Origin of the sequence: Blastomonas sp. AAP25, from assembly GCF_001295965.1 — a bacterium.
In the GTDB taxonomy this organism is placed as follows: Bacteria; Pseudomonadota; Alphaproteobacteria; order Sphingomonadales; family Sphingomonadaceae; genus Blastomonas; species Blastomonas fulva.
In genome coordinates this window covers 32,980-53,558 of the sequence record NZ_LJHP01000010.1, presented here as the reverse complement: position 1 = coordinate 53,558, position 20,579 = coordinate 32,980, and the positions used below count along the sequence as shown (strand labels likewise).

Annotated in this window: 19 protein-coding genes; 8 read left to right on the top strand and 11 right to left on the bottom strand. The window is 65.5% G+C overall.

What is annotated here, in order from left to right:
• Positions 1-135: 135 nt before the first annotated feature.
• Entirely contained in the window at positions 136-2,400 is a 2,265-nt protein-coding gene (locus IP68_RS10160) for an NADP-dependent malic enzyme (protein WP_054134879.1), read from the bottom strand.
• Positions 2,401-2,710: 310 nt separating this feature from the next.
• Between IP68_RS10160 and IP68_RS10155 the strand changes: the two genes are divergently transcribed.
• The 3 genes from IP68_RS10155 (at position 2,711) to IP68_RS10145 (ending at position 5,230) form a co-directional block, all read left to right on the top strand.
• A complete protein-coding gene (locus tag IP68_RS10155; protein WP_054134872.1) occupies positions 2,711-3,490 on the top strand; it encodes an enoyl-CoA hydratase in 780 nt (259 codons plus the stop codon).
• A gap of 129 nt (positions 3,491-3,619) precedes the next feature.
• Positions 3,620-4,774, top strand: coding sequence for an acyl-CoA dehydrogenase family protein (locus IP68_RS10150; RefSeq protein ID WP_054134871.1), 1,155 nt, complete (start codon positions 3,620-3,622; stop codon positions 4,772-4,774).
• Between the two features lie 21 nt (positions 4,775-4,795).
• Entirely contained in the window at positions 4,796-5,230 is a 435-nt protein-coding gene (locus tag IP68_RS10145; RefSeq protein ID WP_054134870.1) for a thioesterase family protein, read from the top strand.
• 17 nt (positions 5,231-5,247) lie between these two features.
• On the opposite strand, the gene IP68_RS10140 is transcribed toward IP68_RS10145, so the two are convergent.
• The 3 genes from IP68_RS10140 to IP68_RS10130 form a co-directional block, all read right to left on the bottom strand.
• On the bottom strand, positions 5,248-6,231 hold the full coding sequence (locus IP68_RS10140) for a calcium/sodium antiporter (RefSeq protein ID WP_054134869.1): 984 nt from the start codon (positions 6,229-6,231) through the stop codon (positions 5,248-5,250).
• Positions 6,232-6,379: 148 nt separating this feature from the next.
• On the bottom strand, positions 6,380-6,961 hold the full coding sequence (locus tag IP68_RS10135; protein ID WP_054134868.1) for a YqaA family protein: 582 nt from the start codon (positions 6,959-6,961) through the stop codon (positions 6,380-6,382).
• 174 nt (positions 6,962-7,135) lie between these two features.
• A complete protein-coding gene (locus IP68_RS10130) occupies positions 7,136-7,510 on the bottom strand; it encodes a PRC-barrel domain-containing protein (protein ID WP_069051060.1) in 375 nt (124 codons plus the stop codon).
• 294 nt (positions 7,511-7,804) lie between these two features.
• Between IP68_RS10130 and IP68_RS10125 the strand changes: the two genes are divergently transcribed.
• Positions 7,805-9,628, top strand: a complete 1,824-nt coding sequence (locus IP68_RS10125; protein WP_054134867.1) for a cyclic nucleotide-binding and patatin-like phospholipase domain-containing protein — start codon at positions 7,805-7,807, stop codon at positions 9,626-9,628.
• Positions 9,629-9,664: 36 nt separating this feature from the next.
• Here the strand turns inward: IP68_RS10125 and IP68_RS10120 are convergent, their stop codons facing one another.
• The 6 genes from IP68_RS10120 to IP68_RS10095 form a co-directional block, all read right to left on the bottom strand.
• The gene (locus tag IP68_RS10120) at positions 9,665-10,570 is read right to left on the bottom strand and encodes a B12-binding domain-containing protein (protein ID WP_162892459.1); all 906 of its coding nucleotides are present in this window, start codon (positions 10,568-10,570) and stop codon (positions 9,665-9,667) included.
• 73 nt (positions 10,571-10,643) lie between these two features.
• The gene (locus tag IP68_RS10115) at positions 10,644-10,838 is read right to left on the bottom strand and encodes a hypothetical protein (protein ID WP_054134865.1); all 195 of its coding nucleotides are present in this window, start codon (positions 10,836-10,838) and stop codon (positions 10,644-10,646) included.
• 165 nt (positions 10,839-11,003) lie between these two features.
• The gene (locus IP68_RS10110; protein ID WP_054134864.1) at positions 11,004-11,930 is read right to left on the bottom strand and encodes a CopD family protein; all 927 of its coding nucleotides are present in this window, start codon (positions 11,928-11,930) and stop codon (positions 11,004-11,006) included.
• A gap of 4 nt (positions 11,931-11,934) precedes the next feature.
• Positions 11,935-12,339 (bottom strand): copper homeostasis periplasmic binding protein CopC, encoded by a 405-nt coding sequence (gene copC, locus IP68_RS10105; RefSeq protein ID WP_231683900.1) that lies wholly within the window; start codon positions 12,337-12,339, stop codon positions 11,935-11,937.
• 14 nt (positions 12,340-12,353) lie between these two features.
• Positions 12,354-13,385 (bottom strand): copper resistance protein B, encoded by a 1,032-nt coding sequence (locus tag IP68_RS10100; protein WP_054134863.1) that lies wholly within the window; start codon positions 13,383-13,385, stop codon positions 12,354-12,356.
• Positions 13,382-15,193, bottom strand: a complete 1,812-nt coding sequence (locus IP68_RS10095) for a copper resistance system multicopper oxidase (protein WP_054134862.1) — start codon at positions 15,191-15,193, stop codon at positions 13,382-13,384. Before IP68_RS10095 ends, IP68_RS10100 begins: the two co-directional genes overlap by 4 nt.
• Positions 15,194-15,267: 74 nt before the next feature.
• Here IP68_RS10095 and IP68_RS10090 point away from each other — a divergent pair, with 74 nt between their 5' ends.
• The 4 genes from IP68_RS10090 to IP68_RS10080 all read left to right on the top strand — a co-directional run bounded on the left by IP68_RS10090 (position 15,268) and on the right by IP68_RS10080 (position 17,292).
• The gene (locus IP68_RS10090; RefSeq protein ID WP_054134861.1) at positions 15,268-15,540 is read left to right on the top strand and encodes a metal-sensitive transcriptional regulator; all 273 of its coding nucleotides are present in this window, start codon (positions 15,268-15,270) and stop codon (positions 15,538-15,540) included.
• Entirely contained in the window at positions 15,537-16,283 is a 747-nt protein-coding gene (locus IP68_RS10085) for a MauE/DoxX family redox-associated membrane protein (RefSeq protein WP_054134860.1), read from the top strand. The genes IP68_RS10090 and IP68_RS10085 overlap by 4 nt, the downstream gene beginning before the upstream one ends.
• Positions 16,284-16,404: 121 nt before the next feature.
• On the top strand, positions 16,405-16,557 hold the full coding sequence (locus IP68_RS20470; RefSeq protein WP_162892460.1) for a hypothetical protein: 153 nt from the start codon (positions 16,405-16,407) through the stop codon (positions 16,555-16,557).
• A 207-nt stretch (positions 16,558-16,764) separates the two neighbouring features.
• A complete protein-coding gene (locus IP68_RS10080) occupies positions 16,765-17,292 on the top strand; it encodes a PepSY domain-containing protein (protein ID WP_197275774.1) in 528 nt (175 codons plus the stop codon).
• A 45-nt stretch (positions 17,293-17,337) separates the two neighbouring features.
• On the opposite strand, the gene IP68_RS10075 is transcribed toward IP68_RS10080, so the two are convergent.
• The gene (locus IP68_RS10075; protein ID WP_054134858.1) at positions 17,338-20,532 is read right to left on the bottom strand and encodes a glycosyl hydrolase; all 3,195 of its coding nucleotides are present in this window, start codon (positions 20,530-20,532) and stop codon (positions 17,338-17,340) included.
• Between the last annotated feature and the right edge of the window lie 47 nt (positions 20,533-20,579).

Sequence of the window (20,579 nt, the reverse complement as noted above, 5' to 3'; positions counted from 1 at the left end):
CCCGCTTGCGGGAGGGGTGGCTGAGCCGCAGGCGAAGACGGGGTGGGCCTGATATCTACGCCGGACTGGCCCACCCCGGCCTGCGGCCACCCCTCCCGCAAGCGGGAGGGGAGAGATCGGTGCACTACTGCGCTATCACCCCACCACGCCCGACGATGCGAGCAGCGCCAGCGTCAGCAGGTCGCCAGCGGTCGATGACATTGCGGCGATCTGCACCGGCTTTTCCATGCCGATCAGCATCGGTCCGATCATTGCGTCACCGCCCAGCTCGCGCAGCAACTTGGCCGAGAGGTTGGCCGATTGCAGCCCGGGCATGATCAGCACGTTCGCCGGTGCCGACAGGCGGCAGAACGGATAGTTCGCCATCAGCTTGGGGTTGAGCGCGACATCGGGTGACATCTCGCCTTCATATTCGAACGTCACCCCGCGCTGATCGAGAATGCTCACCGCGTCGCGGATATTGTCCAGCCAGCGGCCCGAAGGATTGCCGAAGTTGGAATAGGACAGGAACGCGACGCGAGGCTCGTGCCCCAGCCTCTTGGCGACCTGTGCGGTGTTCTCCGCGATGCAGGCGAGTTCCTCGGCGTCGGGGCGCTCGTTCACCGTGGTGTCGGCCAGGAACACGGTGTGGCTCTTGCCGACCATGACATGGATGCCGAAAGGGGTTTCGCCGGGCTTCGGATCGAGCACCCGTCGGATCTCGCGCATCGACTGGCCGAAGGTACGGGTGATGCCGGTCAACATCGCGTCCGCCTCGCCCAGATGCAGCAGCGCCGATCCGAAGATGTTGCGGTCCTGGTTGACCATGCGCTTGACGTCGCGCTTGAGATAACCGCGCCGCTGCAGCCGTTCGTACAGCACATCGACCATGCGCGGCACCAGAGGCGAATTGACCGAATTGTGCACCTCGAAGGCCATCGGATCGTCGACCGCGAGTTCCTTCAGCTTGTCGCGCACCCGCTGTTCGCGGCCGACCAGCACCGGCGTACCATAGCCGCCATCGCGGAACTGGATCGCGGCGCGCAGCACGACTTCCTCTTCGGCCTCGGCAAACACCACACGCTTGGGATTGGCGCGGGCATCGCTGTACACCTGGGTCAGCACCGCCGTGGTCGGGTTGAGCCGGCTCTTGAGCGAATGGCGGTATTCGGCCATGTCCTCGATCGGCTTCTGCGCCACGCCGGTGTCCATCGCCGCCTGCGCCACAGCCGCCGACACCCGCTCCATCAGGCGCGGGTCGAACGGGGCGGGGATGATGTAGTCGACGCCGAACTTCTGCGTCGCACCGCCATAGGCCGCAGCAACTTCCTCGGGCACCTGTTCGCGCGCCAGCTCGGCGATCGCCTTGGCCGCGGCGATCTTCATCTCCTCGTTGATTGCGGTCGCGCGCACGTCGAGCGCCCCGCGGAAGATGAAGGGGAAGCCCAGCACGTTGTTGACCTGGTTGGGATAATCCGACCGGCCGGTGGCGATGATCGCATCGGGGCGCGCCGCCTTGGCATCGGGCGGGGTGATCTCGGGATCGGGATTGGCCATCGCGAAGATGATCGGCTGCGGCGCCATCTTCATCACCATCTCGGGCTTCAGCGCGCCTGCCGCCGAAAGCCCGAGGAAGATGTCGGCACCGTCGAGCGCTTCTTCGAGCGTGCGGCGATCGGTCTTGGCAGCGTGCGCGGACTTCCACTGGTCGAGATCGTCGCGGCCCTGATAGATCACGCCCGAACGGTCGCACATCAGCACGTTGTCGTGGCGCACGCCCATCGCCTTGATCAGCTCGGTGCAGGCGATCGCAGCGGCGCCCGCGCCGTTGACCACCATCTTCACATCGGCAAAATCGCGGCCCGTCAGATAGCAGGCGTTGAGCAGGCCGGCAGCCGAGATGATCGCGGTGCCATGCTGGTCATCGTGCATGACCGGGATGTTCATCCGCTCCTTCAGCGCCTGTTCGATGATGAAGCAGGCAGGTGCGCCGATGTCTTCCAGGTTGATGCCGCCGAAGCTGGGCTCGAGCAGCTCGACGCATTCGATGAAGCGCTGGACGTCCTCGGTGTTGACCTCGATATCGATCGAATCGACATCGGCGAAGCGCTTGAACAGCACCGCCTTGCCTTCCATCACCGGCTTGGATGCCAGCGCGCCGAGATTGCCGAGGCCCAGGATCGCGGTGCCGTTGGAGATCACTGCGACGAGGTTGCCCTTGGCGGTATAGTCATAGGCCTTGGACGGATCCTCGGCGATGGCGCGGACGGGAACGGCCACGCCGGGCGAATAGGCAAGGCTGAGATCCCGCTGGGTCGCCATCGGCTTGGAGGCGATGATCTCGATCTTGCCCGGGCGGCCCGAAGAGTGAAAGAACAGCGCCTCGCGCTCGGTGAACTGGACGTTGGTCTTTTCGGTCATCGACAGGCCCTTGGCTGGCGGACGCATTGCTGCGGCCGCTGGTGGTTTTCCGCTATCTTCGCGCCGGTTTCCGGCCTGATTGGTTGAAGACGCCCCTGCAGCCATGCATAGCCTTGCCGGACGGGCTTGGGCAAGCTTTTGCGCCCTTTTATGTTGCGCAGCATCCTCTTCCCGCCGCCAGCGCAGCCACCGGGGTGCCGCTACGGTGCCGGTCGCCCGCACCCCGCCCGCAGCGATGCGCGCGCGAAGCCCTTGCCGATGGCGAGCACGCCCGATAGCCTTGGCGGCCTGCCGCGCACAAGGAGCCTGTATGCCGCTGATTTTGACCGAGATCACACAGGGCGTGGCGGTGGTGACGCTCAACCGGCCCGAAGCGATGAACGCGCTGTCGGCCGCTCTGCGCGCAGAGCTCGCTGCAGCCATGCGCGCGGTGGCCGATGACGATGCAGTGCGCGCGGTGATCCTCACCGGCGCGGGCACCCGCGCCTTCACCGCCGGGCTCGACCTGAAGGAGCTGGGCGCGAGCACCGCCGGCCTCGGCGCGGCCAATGCCACCGATCCCGCCGAGAACCCGGTCAAGGCCGTCGAACAGTGCGCCAAGCCCGTGATCGGGGCAATCAACGGCGTCGCGATCACCGGCGGGTTCGAGCTGGCTCTGGCCTGCGATGTGCTGATCGCGTCGACCAACGCCCGCTTTGCCGATACCCATGCCCGGGTCGGCATCATGCCCGGTTGGGGGCTCTCGCAGAAATTGTCTCGGATGATCGGCATATCGCGCGCCAAGGAGCTGTCGCTGACCGGCAATTTTCTGGATGCCGCCACCGCCGAACGCTGGGGGCTGGTCAACCGGGTGGTCGAGCCCGATGCGCTGCTCCCCGCCGCGATCGCCCTGGCGCGGGACATGGCGGGAATCGACCGGGGCATGAGCGCTGCCTACAAGGCGCTGATCGACGATGGCTATGCCCTGCCGCTTGCCGAGGCGCTGGCGCTGGAAGCCGATCGGTCCACCGCCGCCAACGGTCAGGTGCGCCCCGAATCGGTCGAACAGGCGCGGTTGGCGGTGATGGCGCGCGGACGCGATCAGGCCTGAGCGGGTCGCGCCGTCGCCAGGTTAACCGAGCGATTAAATAGCGATTGACGTTTACGTTAACGCGGCGCTAGACCCGCTGACGTGCTGCGCGGCATGAATCGCGCGCCAACAGACAACCGGAGAGATGCCATGTCGCTCGATGCCCTAGCCCGAACCGCCTATAACGCCGATCACGAGGCGTTCCGCCAGACCGTCCGCCGCTTCATGCAGGAAGAAGTCGCGCCCAATGCGGTGAAATGGGACGAGGAAAAGATTGTCCCGCGTGAAATCTGGCCCAAGGCAGGCGAGCTCGGCATGCTGTGCCCCACCGTTCCGGAAGAATATGGCGGCCTGGGCCTCGACTTCGGCTACAACGCCATCGTCAACGAGGAAGCCGCATATTTCGGCGGATCGCCTTTGGGCTTCTCGCTGCAGTCGGACATCGTGGTCAACTATCTCGTCCAGTACGGCTCGGAAGAGCAGAAGCAGAAGTGGCTGCCGCGTCTGGTTTCGGGCGAGACGATCACCGCGATCGCGATGACCGAGCCGGGCACGGGTTCCGACCTTCAGGGCATCCGCACCACCGCGAAGAAGGATGGCAACCACTACGTCATCAACGGATCGAAGACCTATATCACCAACGGCCAGAACGCCGACCTGATCCTGGTCTGCGCCAAGACCGATACCGAAGTGCAGCCGGCCTGGAAGGGCGTGTCGATCATCCTCGTCGAGGCCGATCGCGAAGGTTTTGCCCGCGGCCGCAACCTGGACAAGATCGGCCAGGACGCCGCCGATACCTCGGAGCTGTTCTTCAACGACGTCCGCGTGCCGATGACCAACTGCCTCGGCGAGGAAGGCAAGGGCTTCATCTATCTGATGAGCGAGCTGCCGCAGGAACGCCTGTCGATTGCCGTTTCGGCCCAGGCTTCGGCGCAGAAGGCCTATGACGATACCGTCGCGTTCGTGAAGGACCGCAAGGCGTTCGGCAAGACCGTGTTCGATTTCCAGAACACCCGCTTCGTGCTCGCCGACCTCAAGACCAAGCTGCAGGTCGGCTGGGCGCATCTCGACTGGGCGCTGAACCGCCACGCGACCAAGGAGCTGACTGCGGTCGAAGGCGCTGCCGCCAAATTGTGGCACACCGAGCTGCAGTGGGAAATCATGGACAAGTGCCTGCAGCTGCACGGCGGTGCGGGTTACATGAACGAATATCCGATCGCCCGGGCCTGGCGCGGGGCGCGCGTGACGCGCATCTTCGGCGGCACCAGCGAGATCATGAAGGAGCTCATCGGTCGCTCGCTGTAAGGCACGACCGGAACTTCCCTTATGCCCAAATCAGAAGCCTGGCAGCGCGATCCGGAAAGCTATCCGTTCAGCACGGTAACCGAGACGCGCTTCCAGGATCTGGACCCGCTCGGCCATATCAACAATGTCGCGATGGCGGCGCTGTTCGAGAATGGCCGGGTGCGGTTCAACCGCAATCTGGGGCTCGAACGCCGCCAGCCCGGCGAACGCTGGCTGATCGCCTCGGTCGCGATCGACTATGTCGCAGAAGCGCATTTCCCCGATCCAGTGGAGGTGATGAGCGGCATCTTGCGGATCGGAACCTCAAGCTGGGACATCTGCTCGGCCGCGTTCCAGAACGGCGCGTGCGTCGCGACCTGCGTCACGACATTGGTGCTGACCGATGCCAACGGATCGAAGCCGATCCCGGCTGCGCTGCGCAGCTGCTATGAGGCGCTGCTGGTCAAGCGCGGCTAGCGTGCGCCGCCCGCCGCTCAGGCGAGGCTGACGGTATAGCCGAGATACACGCAATAGGCCGCAACCAGGGTCAGGCCCTCGATCCGCCCCAGCCTTCTGCCGGTCAGTGCCAGCACCATGACCAGCACCGAGGTTGCCAGCAGCACCCACAGGTCGAACCCCATGATGCTCGCCGGGACAGCGGTCGGTGCGACCACCCCGGTGATCCCCCCGATGAACAGGATGTTGTAGATGTTCGATCCCAGGACATTGCCCAGCGCGATATCCCCCTGCCGGCGATAGGCCGCGATCACCGATGTGACCAGTTCGGGAAACGACGTGCCTATCGCGACGATGGTCAAACCGATCACCGCATCGCTGATTCCCAATTGCTGCGCGATCTGGATCGCGGCATCGACCAGCACCACGCCTCCTGCCACGATCAGCGCCAGCCCGACGGCGAACAGCGCGAGCGCCGTGGCCAGACTCGCGGTCGGCTTGTCGTGCGGAACCAGCGCAGGATCGACCTCTTCCATCGCGATCGCACGGTCATAGGCAGCGCCATGCGGGGCGCCCGCGCGCTCCTGACGATAGGCAAAATAGATATAGCCCGCCATCGCGCACAGGAAGGCAAAGCCCGCAGCGCGCGACAGCCCGACGCTCGCGCCTGCTGCGAGCAAGGCCATGGCGGCGAGCGTGGCAACCCCGCCATCGCGCCACAGCGCCTTGCTCTGCACCGCGATCGGGGCAATCAGCGCCGCCGCGCCCAGAATCAGGAGCGCGTTGGCAATGTTCGATCCGACGATATTGCCCAGCGCGATGCCCGGCGATCCGGCCAGGCTGGCCTGCACGCTGGCGGCGAGCTCGGGCATCGAGGTTCCCATGCCGACGACCGTCAGGCCGATGAGCATCGGAGACAGCCGCAACCGCTCTGCAATCCGCACCGCGCCGCGAACCAGGATGTCACCCCCGCCGATCAGGAGGACAAGTCCGAGCAGCAAAAACAGCCCCTGCATCATCATCGCGTGGCATCCCCTCCCGTCGTCAGGCCGCGTTCTTCCTAAAAGGCCGGACGAACCCTGTCACGCGGGTTCGCGTTCTGGGCAGGCAGGCGCCGCACTGCCTGCGGCCAGGACCGCTCCTGCAGATATCGGGAAGTGTCGGAGCGGACTAGAAGACGAACTTCAGCGCCGCGAAGCCGCCGACGAACAGCACGCCCACCGCAGTGGTGGCGAGCGCGAAGTTGCGGTCGATCCAGTCCTGCATCGGCTGGCCGAACTTCCACAGCAGCGCGCCGACCAGGAAGAACCGCGCCGAACGCGCGATGATCGAGGCGGCGACCAGAACGTAAAGCTGCATCGCGGTCGCGCCGGCTGCGATGGTGATCACCTTGAACGGCAGCGGCGTGAAACCTGCGAGCAGCACGATCAGCCAGCCCTGTTCGTTGAAGCTGGTCTTGAACGCCTCGAACTGGCCGTCCAGCCCATAGAAATCGAGGATCGCCCGGCCGATGGTCTCGAACAGGAAGAAGCCGATGGCATAGCCGAGCAGCGCGCCCAGCACCGATGCGATGGTGCAGATCAGCGCGTACTGGAACGCCTTTTGCGGCCGCGCCAGGCACATCGGGGCGAGCATGACATCGGGCGGAATGGGGAAAAAGCTCGATTCGATGAAACTGATCGCGGCCAGCCAATAGGGTGCCTTGTCGTGCGCCGCCTTGGCGAGGGTCCAGTGGTAAAGCCGTTTGAGCATGAAGAGAGCCGTTCCCGCAAAACACGCGCCACACAGCGCCGCGCCGCTTAGGACCAGCACGGGTTCGAACGCAAGCTCTTTGCGGGACTCCGATCACCACGGACCAGACGAAGCCGGGCCGGAAAGCACGCGCTCCCCGACCCGGATTTCGTTCAGTGATGGTCGCTCAGGCGATCACCAGTAAGGCTTGACCGCCCAATAGTCGTAGACGCTCGACTGATAGTCGCGGTTCATCGCGCGGTCGCGGTCCGAATCCGAGAAGCTCGGCGCGTTCTTGAGCTGGTCCGAGGTTACGTTGACCAGATAGCCGCCGAGGTCGGTGTCATAGCTGAACTTCGACCAGGGAAGGCTGTGAAGCTCGCTGCCGATGCCGAGAAAACCGCCGACCGACACGATCACGTCGGTGACCTTGCCTTCGCGCTTGCTGATCAGCATGTTCGTCACCGAACCGATCTTTTCGCGATCGCTGCCATAGACGGCGGTGCCATCGACCTGATCGCTCGAGATGGTTTCGTTGCCGCTTGCGAGTGTGGAAGCCTGCATGTTCATGGGAATTGCTCCTTCTGCCTGTCTGCCTCATGCCCTGCCCGACATCCCTGGATTGACCGGGTCGGTATCGGGGCTGCTGACCGGGCCAAGAGGCGGTTTGGGGGCGGCCCGGCCAGCCCCCCACCAAGGGATGAACCGGCAAAGGGTTGCTCGGCTGGTCGCAAAGCGCAGCATGCCTGCCGACGGGCTTCTGTTTTGCCGGGGGCTGCGCTAGACCGGGATCAACGATCTTGAAAAAGCACGAGGTTTCCCGGTTGCAGACCGGGCGCAACTGACGGAGCGACAGGAATGGCAATGGGGCAGCCGGGAGAGCATGATGCGGACGGGAGCCTGCGCGACTGGATGCAATCGGGGCTGTTCGCCAATGTCGACCAGGCTGCGATCGATGCACTGAGCCAGAAGGCGCACCGGCTGGACGTTCCGGCGGGCGCAACGCTGGTGCGGCAGGGCGATGCCGCCGATACGCTCTACTTCCTGGAAACCGGGCGGCTGCGGGTGCTGATCGAAACCCCCATGGGCAGCAAGGCGGTCGCGCAGATCGAGGCGGGCGAGCCCGTGGGCGAGCTCGCCTTTTTCGGTGGCGGTACCCGCACCGCAACGCTGCAGGCCAGCCGTGACAGCGTGGTGATGGCGCTCGACCGCGAATGCTATGACATGGTGGTCGCCGCCTATCCGCAGCTTGTGCCGGCAATCCTGACCGCGGTGACCCAGCGGCTGGCCGCGGTCACCGCAAAGACCCCGCCGATGGAGGCGCGACTGCCGCGGGTGATCGCGGTGGTGCCCAGCGGGGGCAGCCGGACCGATCCTGCGCTGCTGCGGCGGCTTGCCGATGCCATCCGCCGCACCATTCCCGATGACCGCCAGGTGATGCTGGTGCGCGAGAGCGACGTGCCGCCGGGCCCGGCCAGCGCCTATCAGGCCTGGCTGCGCGAGCACGAGGCGCGGCGCGGATACCTGCTGATCGATGCCAGCGGCGATGCCGAATGGGGGGCGCTGGTGTGCCGCAACGCCGATGGCCTGCTGATGGTCGCCGATGCTGGCTGCAGCCCCGCGCTGGCGCCGCTCGAGATGGCAGGCTGCGCCGCGATCGAGGGGCCCAACCGCACATTGCTGTTGGTCCGCGAACGCGCCGATCAGCCGGTGAGCGGCACCGCCGCGTGGCTTGCCGGACGCGACCCGCATCTGCACCACCATGTCGCGCGCGACAGCGAGGCGGATTTCGAGCGTGTCGCGCGGTTCCTCACCGGACGCGCGGTCGGGCTGGTGCTGGCGGGTGGCGGCGCGCTGGGCTGCGCGCATCTTGGCATCGTGCGCGGGCTGCAGGAGGCGGGCGTGCCGATCGACCTGATCGGCGGCACCAGCGCGGGCGCGGCGATGGGGGCCGCGATCGCGCAAGGGCTCACCGTTCCGCGCACGCTCGACCAGATGGAGGCGATGTTCATCGATGCCAAGGCGATGCGGCGCTTCACCGTGCCGATCCATTCGCTGCTCGACCCGGCGGTGTTCGATGCCGAGCTGGAAGAGCGCTATGGCAATGCCGATATCGCCGACCAGCCGATCAACTTCTTCGCGATCTCGACCAACCTGTCCACCAACGACCTGCACGTCCACCGCCGCGGCCCGTTATGGCATGCAGTGCGCGCGTCCGGATCGCTGCCCACCATCCTGCCGCCTTTCATCGATACCGATGGCAACATCCTGGTCGATGGCGGGGTGCTGGACAATGTGCCGGTGGTGACGATGCGCGCGCTCAAATCGGGCCCCAACATCGTCGTCACGCTGGGCGAGGCGGGGCAGACCTGGCGGATCAAGGCCGCCTATCATTCGCTGCGCCGCCGCGGGCAGCTGATCCGCGACCTGTTGCTGCGCCGGAAGTCGGACAGCGATTTTCCGTCCATCGTCGAGATCATGCAGCGATCGATGGTGGTCGCCAGCCGTATCGCCTCGCGATCGATGCTGCGCGAGGACGACATTCTGCTCAGCCCGCCGATCGTGCAGGGCATGCAGATTCTCGACTGGCATCTGGGGCGCAAACAGGCCGAACAGGCCGCACGCTATGTCGCCGAGGAAGTAATGGCTAACCCTGCGCTCGCAGCGTTGCAGTCGTCCGGGCGCTGACCCGCCGGTCGGCGGGGACTCGCGCGGCCTTCGGGATTATCCGGCTGCTCGGGGGCCCTGCCGGGCGATCGCGGTGTCGAACAGCTTTTGCGCGATCAGAACCGCCGTGGGGGCATTGGGCGCGGTGGCGTCGGCCCCGACCTCCGCCGCCAGCGCGGGATTGGCGGTGAAGATCGGGCCGCCGACCATGATGCCGATATGCGGATTGCACGACTGCTGCCGGATCCGGGCGATCGTCGTCGTGAGGCTGTCGATCATCTGTTCCGAGCCCGCTGTCAGCCCGGCGACCGCGAACCAGCTGCCTTGAGTCGCGTCCGCGATTTCCGCAGCGCTCGCCGAGGTTTCGGTCCTGACCTTCCAGCCCGACGCCAGCAGAAACCGCTCGACCATGGTGACGCCGAAGAAATGCTGGTCCCCGGGGGTCATCGCCATCAGCACCGCGCGCCGGCTGTCGAGCTGGGGTGCGATATGCGAGTTGTTGAAGGCCGCGAGCAGCTTCTGCAGCCGCGCCACGCCCAGGGTCACGTCGATGAAATCGCACAGGTCATGATCCCACATCTCGCCCAGATGGCGCGCGGTGGGCTCGAGCAGTTCGACGAACAGCGCATCCATCGACAGGCCGCGCTCGCGCAGCAGCGTGACATAGCTCACCGCCGCCTCGAGATCGCTGCCCAGGATGATGTCGGCGAGCCCCGTGATGTCGTCGCGGTCGGGCGCCAACGCCTTGACCACCACCTCGACCGGAGGTGCATCGGGCACGACATCGCTGTGCAGCCGCAAAAGCTGGGGGATCACCCGGTCCGAGATCAGTTGGGCCAGTTGACCCTGACGCCGCGCCAGATCGTCGCGCCGGTAGATCTCCGGCGCGATAAAGTGTGTTTCCAACTGGCGCAGGCTGCCGCGATCGATCAGGGGGAGGGCTGCTGATGCGGCTCGTACCATAAGGTCTCCTGTTGATCCGACACGTCGCAGCCTGGGGGATAAAGACACCATAAAGCGCGCGGGCTGTCGAGACCTATCGTCTGCCTCGGCGCATTTGCACGATCGCGCGCACCGCGCCCCACGCGCCCGCTGGGCCGCGGGCGCGCAGCCGATAGATGGCGTCTATCAAGAACGCGCCATCATTTCGTATTTCATCGATCAGATTTTGTGGCATCAAGGCTTCCAGATTGAGCGGGCCGAAGCGGTTTCCCCGAACCCATTTGCCCATCCCTGCTCAATGCCTGCTGTGGCTTGAATGACACCCACCAAGCCCACAGACAGGGTGGCGCATCGACTTTCCAAGGGTCGCAGCTTTGGAAGGCTGGTGCGTCACCCGACCAGGGTCGGCAATGCTCCCGCGCCTGCATCATCGCGCATCATCCCGATAATCGGTTCAGCCCGCCATCGGCGCGGCCAGCCCTGCAAACGCGGTGAGGCCCAGGACCCCGCCGGCAAGCAGCAGCTCTGCCACCAGGCTCGCCCGAAGCTGCGCCAGCCCTGCCCTGCTCATCGCCGGTTCGCGACCTGACGCGCCTGCGGATTGCGCGGCAGCCCGGGCGTGGCGGGCCGCGCAGCCGAGCATGAACGCAACCAGCACCAGCTTTGCGACCAGCAGCCAGCCATAGGACGTCTGCAGCACGGCCAAGCTGTTTTCGATCCCGAAGATGAAATGCGCATTGATCGTTCCCGTCAGCGCCACCACCGCGACCAGCGCCAGCCCCAAGGGCGCAAAGCGGTGCAGGACATCCAATAGCGGCTCCGGTGGGATGGGCGCAGGATCGCGGTGCGCTGTCCACACCAGCCGCGAAAACCATCCGATCGCACCGATCCACAATGCTGCCGCCAGCAGGTGAGTCGCATCGTTCAGCCGGTGCGCCAGCCCCGGCCAGCCTTCGCTCGCGGCGGCATGACCGTTCCAGGTAAGCGTCAGCAGCGCCAGTGCGTACAGGCAGGCAGCGATGATCTGCGATCGCCGCGCTGGCCTCACCAGCGCCAATACGGCCGCAGCCGCCGCTGCAAGAGCCGTTCTTGCCAGAAACGCGGTGCCCATGTCGGTCGTCATCACCATGGCCGTGATGGTGGCCCCATCGAGATCACCGAGCGCCTGCCCCATCATCCGGGCAATGCCCACCAGCATCACCGCAACCGTGATGCAAGGCGCAGCCAGGGCAGCGAGCATGGTGACCCGCCCGGTCGCGGGCCGCAGGAAAGGCGTGAGCCCCTGCAGCCCGACCATGCGAAACGCCAGCGATCCGAACAGGCCGAGGAGCACCGCATACTGCGCGAACCGCAGCGCCGGGAACAGCCAGTCGGCGGTCATCGGATCAGCTGACGGTGAAGCTGACCGCGCCCTTCATCCGGTGCCCGTCCGCACCCGCCGCCTGCCAGCGCACGTCGTAGCTTCCGGCGCGCAGCGGCTGGCGCAGGCTAAGGGTCAGCGTCTTGTTGCTTTCGGACCAGCTGGAAGTGAAGTTGCGGATGACCATTTCGCCATGGTTTTTCACGCCCGGCATCGCGGTCATCACGATGCTGGTGGCGACCGTCGGCGGCAGCAGCGCTTCGCTGAAGGTCAGCCTGACCTGCCTGGGCTTGGCAACGGTTGCGCCTTGCGCGGGCGACGAGGCCACGACCTTGGTGTGTGCCATCGCCGGCATCGACGTGGCGAGGGGCGCGGCTAGGGCCACGACGCCAGCTGCGGCAAGCGCGAAAAGCGAATTCAGACGCATCATGTTGTCCTTCCTGTTCAGAACCAAAGCCGGATACCCGCGACAAAATTGGTGACGCTGGGGTCCTCGCCACGCGCGCGGGCAAAATCGGCGCTGCGGCCGGCGCGCCACGTCTGCTCCACGCCGATATAAGGCGCGATCTCGCGGATAATCTCGTAGCGCAGCCGCACGCCGACCTCGAAGCTGTCGATGCCTGCACCGATGCCGAGCTGCGGCACATCCTGCGCGGAAAGGTTGAGCTCGGCGCGCGGCTGGATAAGGATGCTCTGCGTGACTCGCTGGTCGAGCTCGGCCTCCAGCCGCGCGGTAAGGTCGCCGCGATGCGAGAGGAACAAGGCGGCATCGACCTCGAACATGTACGGCACCAGGCCCTGGATCCCGACCACCGCATGCGTCGTATCGGGTCCGGCGAGGTCCTGGCGGACGCCCGCCTGCAGATCGAAGAACGGCGCGACTGCGCGCGAATACAGCGCCTGGATCTCGAGATCCTCGATCGCCTCGCCAAAGCTGCCTTCGCCCTCGCTCTTGAACCAGAACTTGTGCGTGGTGCCGCCATAAAAGCCCTGCAGATCCCACAGATAGCCATCGGCCCCATCGCGCACCTGCATTTCGGCACGATCGGCCTGGAACCAGAACAGGTTGTAGTCGCCATGCGTCTGCTGGAGGTCGAGCCGCGAGGCGCGCATCGCCTCTGCGCCCCAGATGGCGTCGGCCGCGCGCGGCGGACCGCTTCCGGCTTGCGGCGGTGGCGGGGTTTCCATGTCGGGCCCGGGCGATGGCGGCGCTTCACCGCCAGAGGTGTGATCCATCGCGCTGTGGTCCATCGTGCCATGATCCACGGCTCCATGATCCACCGTGCCATGATCCATGGCTCCATGATCCATCGTGCCGTGGTCCATGCTTGCGGGGTCACCGGGCGCAGCTTCGGCCGCCGGCATAGCGTGCCCGGCATGCGGGTCCGGCTCTGCTGTATGCGCGGCGTGATCCTGCGCGCGGACAGGCGTCGTCAGCGCAAGCACCGCGAGGGATGCTATCGCAAAGCGGATCAAGACGCCGCCTCCGGGCCCATCACGGTGACGGTCTGCATCATCCCGCCGTGCATGTGATACAGAAGGTGGCAGTGGAATGCCCAGTCGCCCGGCTCGTTGGCGGTAAGGTCGAACTGCGCGCTCGCACCCGGCTGGACGATCATCGTGTTCTTGCGCGGCTGCAACGCGGCGGGCTGGCCGTTGACCATCTCAAAGAACATGCCATGCAGATGGATGGGGTGCGCCATCATGGTGTTGTTGACCAGCTTCACCCGCACCCGTTCGTTCCAGGCAAAGCGGATCGGAACGTCGCTGACCGCGGAATACATCCGCCCGTCGAACGACCACATATAGCGCTCCATGTTGCCGGTGAGGTGAAGCTCCAGCAGCCGGCTCGGCTCGGGCGCATCGGCGGCGGGCTCGGCGGCGGCGAGCATGCGGTAGGTGAGCACGCGGTGCGGAACATCGCGCAAACCAAGCCCCGGATCGCCCATCTTGTCGACCGGGGCCATCGAGACCATGTCGATGCCGGGTCCGATCGCGACATCGGGTGGCAGCAGCGCAGTATCGCGCATCTTCATGCCCTGCATGCTCATGCTGCCAGCATTGTGGTCCATCGCCCCGCCATCGGTAGCGCCATGATCCATGGTGCCATGATCGATTGCGCCGTCAGCCATCGCGCCGTGATCCATCGCGCCATCATTATGGTTCATGCCCATGTCGGCCATGGTCAGCAGAGGCGGATCGCGCAGCGCGGGGACCGCGGCGCGCAGCCCGGGCGCGCTTGCCAGCATCGCCAGCGCCATGCCCGAGCGGTCCATCGATTCGGCCACGATGCTGTAGGCAGGCGCCGCGCCCGGCTCGATGATCACGTCATAGGTTTCGGCGGTGCCGATCTGCAGTTCGTCGACCTCGACCGGGCGGACCCGTTGGCCATCGGTCGCGATCACGGTCATCGGCAGACCGGGGATGCGGATGTTGAAGAAGGTCATCGCCGCGCCATTGATGATGCGCAGGCGGATGCGCTCGCCGGGCTTGAACAGATATTCCATGCCCTCTTGCGGGCCACGCCCGTTGGCAAGGAAGGTATAGGTCTTGCCGCCGATGTCGGCGATGTCGGTGGGCATCATCCGCATCTGGCCCCACATCCGCCGCTCTTCGCCGGACATCGCGTAATCGTCGGTCATGGTGTTCTGCTGGCGGTTGAAATAGCCCTCGCCAGTCCGCAGCCGCTTCATGATGAAATGCGGGTCGTGGGTGGTGAAATCGCTGACCAGCAGGATATAGTCGCGGTCGACGGCGATCGTCTCGCCGCCTGCGGGCTCGATGATCAGCGGGCCGTAATGGCCCGACTGCTCCTGCAGACCCGAATGGCTGTGATACCAATAGGTGCCCGACTGGCGGATCGGGAAGGTGTAGGTGAAGGTCTCGCCCGGCCTGATCCCCGGAAAGCTGATCCCCGGCACGCCATCATACTGGAACGGCACCAGCAGGCCATGCCAGTGGACCGAGCTGTCCACGCCGAGCGTGTTGGTGACGTTGAGCCGGACCGTGTCGCCTTCCTTCAGGCGTATGAGTGGACCCGGCACGCTGCCGTTGACCGCGATCCCCGGCCCGCGCCGCCCCTGGACAATGCGATGCCCGCTGCCGATTGACAGGTTCACCTCCGGGCCGCGAACCTCGTCGAACCCCGCAGGAATGCGCGGACCGCCGCTGCCATGGCTGCCGCCATGCATGCTGTGACCCTGCGCCCAGGCGGGCACGGCGAGCACGCCGATGCCGCCGCCAATGCCGGTGAGGATGGAACGTCTGGAAAAATCTTTGCGCACTGCTCTTGCCTATCCTTTCGGTGGCAAATACTATACCCCCCTATGGTATTCAAGCCAAAATCGGAGTCTAGACGATGGCAAAGGACAGAACGGCAATCCTCAACCGCCTGAAACGGATCGAGGGCCAGGTGCGCGGGATTTCACAGATGGTGGCGGAGGACCGCTATTGCATCGACATCCTCAACCAGATGCAGGCGGTCAAGGCCGCGCTGTCGAAAGCGGAGAGCGAAATCCTCAAGGATCACGCCGCCTGCTGCGTCTCGGAGGCGATCGCTTCGGGCGATGCCGCCGAACAGCGGATCAAGTTCAACGAGTTGATCGACCTGTTCGAGAAGGTCAAGAAATGACCAGCACCAAGACCGCCGTGCTCTATCGCATGGTGATGGACAAGCACATCTGCCCCTATGGCATCAAGAGCCGGTATCTGCTCCAGAGCCAGGGCTTTGCGGTGGAGGACCACTGGCTCAGGACCCGCGAGGAGACCGACACATTCAAGGCGCTGCACGGCGTCAAGACTACGCCACAGACCTTCATCGACGGCGTGCGGATCGGCGGCAACGACGATCTGCGGCGGCATCTGGGCAAGCCGGTCAAGGACCCCGATGCCATATCCTATGTGCCCGTCATGGCGCTGTTCGCGATGGCCGCGCTGATGGCGGGTGCGATCAGCTGGCTGACGATGGGCACGATATTGTCGCCGATGATTCTCGAGACCTTCATCGCAGTGGCCATGTGCCTGCTTGCGGTGCCCAAGCTGCAGGACCTCGATTCCTTTGCCACCATGTTCCTGGGCTATGACCTGCTCGCGCGCAGATGGCTGCCTTATGCCTATCTCTATCCGTTTGCCGAGGCGCTGGCGGGTGTGCTGATGCTGGCGCGCGCGCTGGACTGGGTGTCGATCCCGACCGCCCTGTTCATCGGAACCGTGGGTGCGGTATCGGTTTTCTACGCGGTCTATGTGCAGAAGCGCGATATCAAGTGCGCCTGTGTGGGAGGCTCCTCGCGGGTGCCTTTGGGGTTCGTCTCGCTGACCGAGAATGTGATGATGGTGGCGATGGCGCTGTGGATGCTGCTGGGCGACCGGATGTGAGAGCGCATGCGGACTGCGCCACGAAAAGGCGATTGGCAGGACGCGGCAGAGCAGATAGTCTGCGTCACAGCCCAAGGCAAAACCCCAGCGGCGCGCATGTCACGCCCAAGGAGAGCGAACCGTGTTCAAGATTGCAAAGATTGCTGCCGTCAGCCTGATCGTGTCATCCAGCGCGGCATTCGCTGCGGCACCCGGCCCGGTCGGGCAGCTGCTGGCTGCCGGATGCTGCGCGATTGGCGCGTGCTGCGGCCTGGGCTTGGGTTGCTGCGCCTGATCGCGGGTGCCTCGCTTAAACCAAAAGAAGCGCATCAGCCCCGAACGACGGATCGTCTCCCCCCTCCTGCGGGCAAGTTCCTTCGCCTGATGGCATTGCAGCAAGCGGAGTCTTGTCGCTGCTGCTGAACCGCCCCTCCAGGATCGCGCATTGCCGGACCGGGGACACACGCCCGATCGTTCCCGCTTTGCCATGGAGAAAAAGTCGATGGGCCGCACACTGCGTCTGGTACATTACTGGCTCACCGCGTTCACGCTGGTCACCGTGGCGATGGTCGCGGTCACCGGCGTGCTGCTGTCACTCAAGAAGGATTTCGATGTCCTGCAGCCGCCGTCCGCCGAAGCGAGCGCGCCCGGCCTGCCCGCAACTCCGCTCGATCGGCTGCTTGCAGCGGTCGCCACCCAGCCCGGCAGGGGTAAGGTCGGCTGGCGGGATGTCGATCGCATCGATGTCCGCCCGCGCGATGGCCTCGCCAAGCTGATCCTCAACGACCGCACCGAATATCAGGTCGATCTGCACACGCTCGAGGTGCTCCAGACCGGCTATCGCACCTCAGACTTCCTCGAGACGCTGCACGATTTCAGCTTTCTGGGCGACTGGGGCAAGTATCTGCTGTCGCTGCCCACCGGCATCGCGCTGCTCGTTCTGTGGGCCACGGGGGCGTACATGTTCATCAAGCCGCTGCTGGTGAAGCGCCGCAAGCGCCGCGCCCGGGCGCTTGCGGCTTCGACCTGACCGGACACCAGCCGCGCGGGCAGAACGCCACCCGCGCGCCCTGTCTCACTCGGCTTGCGCAGCAGGCGGCGGGACCTCCTGCTGGCGGCGGACGATTTGCGCCAGCCCGGCGGCCCCGAGCGCGGCATTGAGCGTCGGCAGGGTACCCCCGATCAGCCGATCGAGCGCCGCCAGCTGCGCATCGAGCTGGCCTGACAGGGTCGCGAACACCGCCAGGCTCTGGTCGGTCGGCCGCGCCTCGGCGCTTTCTGCCACCCCGATCAGCCCGGCGAGCTTGTCGTTGAGCATGATCGGATAGTTGAGCGGATCCTGCCGCGAGCGGTTGCGCACCTGATAGAGCTGCGCCTCGATCGCCCCCAATTGGGTGTCGAAGTCTGAGAGCTGGCCGCGCAGTGCTGCATCAGCTGCGGGATCGGTCGCGGCTGCAGCGGTCTGCTCCTTGATGCCGCGGATCAGCAGCACCGCCGCATTGGCCTCGCTTACCCGCTGGCTCACCCTGCTGGAAAAGTCGAACCGGGCCTGGAGATCGGCCTGCGTCACCCCGACAAGCCGCGGGTCCGAGCGGATCTCGAACGGCTGGGTGAAGACCTCTCCATCCACCGTCAGCCGCGCCTGATACTGGCCGGGCACCGCCGTGATGCCGCGGTTGCGGCTGGTCCACAGGATCATGCCGGGGAAGTCGGTGAAGCCGGGATGGCGCATCTTCCACACGAAGCGGTTGAGGCCGGGCTTCATCGTCGTGGTCTGGGCCGGGCGGGGCTTGAACGGATCGTCATCCTCGTCTTCGTCCTTGTCGTCCTTCTTCTTGGGGTCGACAGGGTTGCCGGCAAAGCTCTGGATCAGTGCGCCATCGGCTCCCAGGATATCGAGCGCCAGCTGCTTGGGCCGCGCGGGCAGGAAATAGTCGATCGCGACGCCCTCGTCGACATCGCGCACGGCAGGCGCGGGCGCGAACAGGCGCTCGCTGCGCGGCGCACCGTTCTCGAGCTGGCGCAGCACGCCGATATTGTCGAGCACCCAGAACGAGCGGCCGTGGGTGGCGATCACCAGATCGTTGTCGGTCACTGCCAGATCCGAGACTTGCACCGCAGGCAGGTTGCGCTGCAGCTTGCTCCAGCGCTTGCCCGAATCGAACGACACCCACACGCCGCGTTCGGTGCCGAGATACAGCAGGCCGGGGCGCTTGGGGTCTTCGCGGATGCTGCGCGCCATCTCGTCGGCGGGAATGCCCGCCGTGATCGACGTCCAGCTGCGGCCGTAATCGGTGGTCTTCATCACATAGGGCGCGAAATCGCCGAGCAGGTGGCGGTGGCCGGTGAGGTATGCCGTGCCATCGGCGTGCGGCGAATCCTCGATCGTGGTGATCTTGAGGTTTGCGGGCAGCCGCCGGGGCGTGACGTTAACCCAGTCGGTGCCGCCGTCGCGGGTGAGGTGCACAAGACCATCGTCCGAGCCCGCCCAGATCAGCCCGCGCTCGCGCCGCGAAGGGGCCAGCGCGAACACCGTCGCATAGGTTTCGACCCCGGTCTGGTCGAGCGTGATCGGTCCGCCCGATGCGCCCAGTGTCTTGGGATCGGCGCGAGTCAGGTCGGGGCTGATTCGCTCCCAGCTCTGCCCTTCGTTGCGGGTGCGCCAGACATGCTGCGAGGTCACATACAGGCTCTGCGGATCGTGCGGATCGAAGACGATCGGGAACGTCCACTGGAAGCGCTCGGCGACATCGCTGGCCGAATAGCCCATCGGGTTGTCGGGAAGCACGTTGATCGCGCGGCTCTGTCCGGTCCTGCGGTCATAGCGATCGAGCGTGCCGCCATAGCTCCCCGCATAGAAGATCTCGGGGTTGGCGGGATCGTTGGTGACATAGCCGCTTTCGCCGCCGCCTGCGGCAAAGCCGTACTGCCCGCCGCCCAGCGCATTGACGTGCTTCCAGTCGCGCGAGGGCACGCAGATCGTCGAATTGTCTTGCTGGCCGCCGCAGACGAAATACGGGAAATGCTTGCTGATCGAGACGCGATACATCTGCGCGGTCGGATAGGCCTGTTTGGTCCAGCTCTCTCCGCCATTGACGCTGACATTGGCGCCGCCGTCATTGGCCTCGATCATCCGCTGGTTGTTGGCAGGATCGATCCAAAGGTCGTGATTGTCCGAATGCGGGGTCTTGATCTTGGTCAGCGTCTTGCCCGCATCGTCCGAGCGGAAGAACTCGACGTTGAGCGCATAGACCCGGTCCTTGACAACCGGATCGGCAACGAGGCGGGAGTAATAGAACGAGCGCTGGCGCAGATCGCCGCTGTCGTTGGCGCGCCGCCAGCTGGCACCGGCATCGTCCGAGACGTAAAGCCCGCCTTCGCTGGCATGCTCGATCATCGCATAGACGCGGCTCGCATCGACCGGCGAGACGCTGACCCCGATCTTGCCGATCAAACCGGTCTGCGGCATCCCGGGCATCCGCGTCAGCTCGGTCCAGCTTTCGCCGCCGTCGCTGCTGCGGAACAGCCCGCTGCCCTCCCCGCCCGAGCTCATCCCCCACGGCTTGCGCCAGGCTTCCCACAGCGCCGCATAGATCGTGCGCGGGTTTTTCGGATCGATCGAGATATCGACCGCGCCGGTCTTTGCATCGCGGAACAGCACCTTGCGCCACGCCTTGCCGCCATCAGTCGTCTTGAAGACGCCGCGTTCGGCATTGGGTTCGCCATAATGGCCGAAGCCTGCGACATAGGCGGTGTCGCAATCCTTGGGATCGATCCGCACCCGGGCAAAATTCTGCACGTCGGCCAGCCCGATCTTGGTCCAGGTCTTGGCGGCGTCGGTCGATTTCCACACACCGTTGCCGGGCAGGATGTTGCCGCGCAGCTGGGTCTCGCCGGTGGTGAGGTAGACGATATCGGGGTTGGCCTCGCACACCGCGACGCCGCCCACCGCTGCGGTGTCGAGCTTGCCGTCGGTCATCGGCTTCCAGCTGACGCCGCTGTCGGTGGTCTTCCAGAGCCCGCCGCCCACGGCGGTAAAATAATATTCGTTCGGACGCGCCGCACTGCCGGTGGCGGAGATCGAGCGGCCGCCACGATCGGGGCCGATGTTGCGCCAGGTGAGCGAGGTGAAATAGGCCTGCTCGTCGTCGGGCAGCGGGGTTTCCTCGGCCTCCTCGGCGACCTTCAGCTCGTTGGCGTCCTGCGCCAGCACGGCGCTGCCGGTAAACAGCCAGCAGGCAAGCCCGATAAACCCTGGCACACGCTTCATTTGCTTCCCCATTTTTTTCGACAAAGCGGTCTGCTGCGCGCGCAACG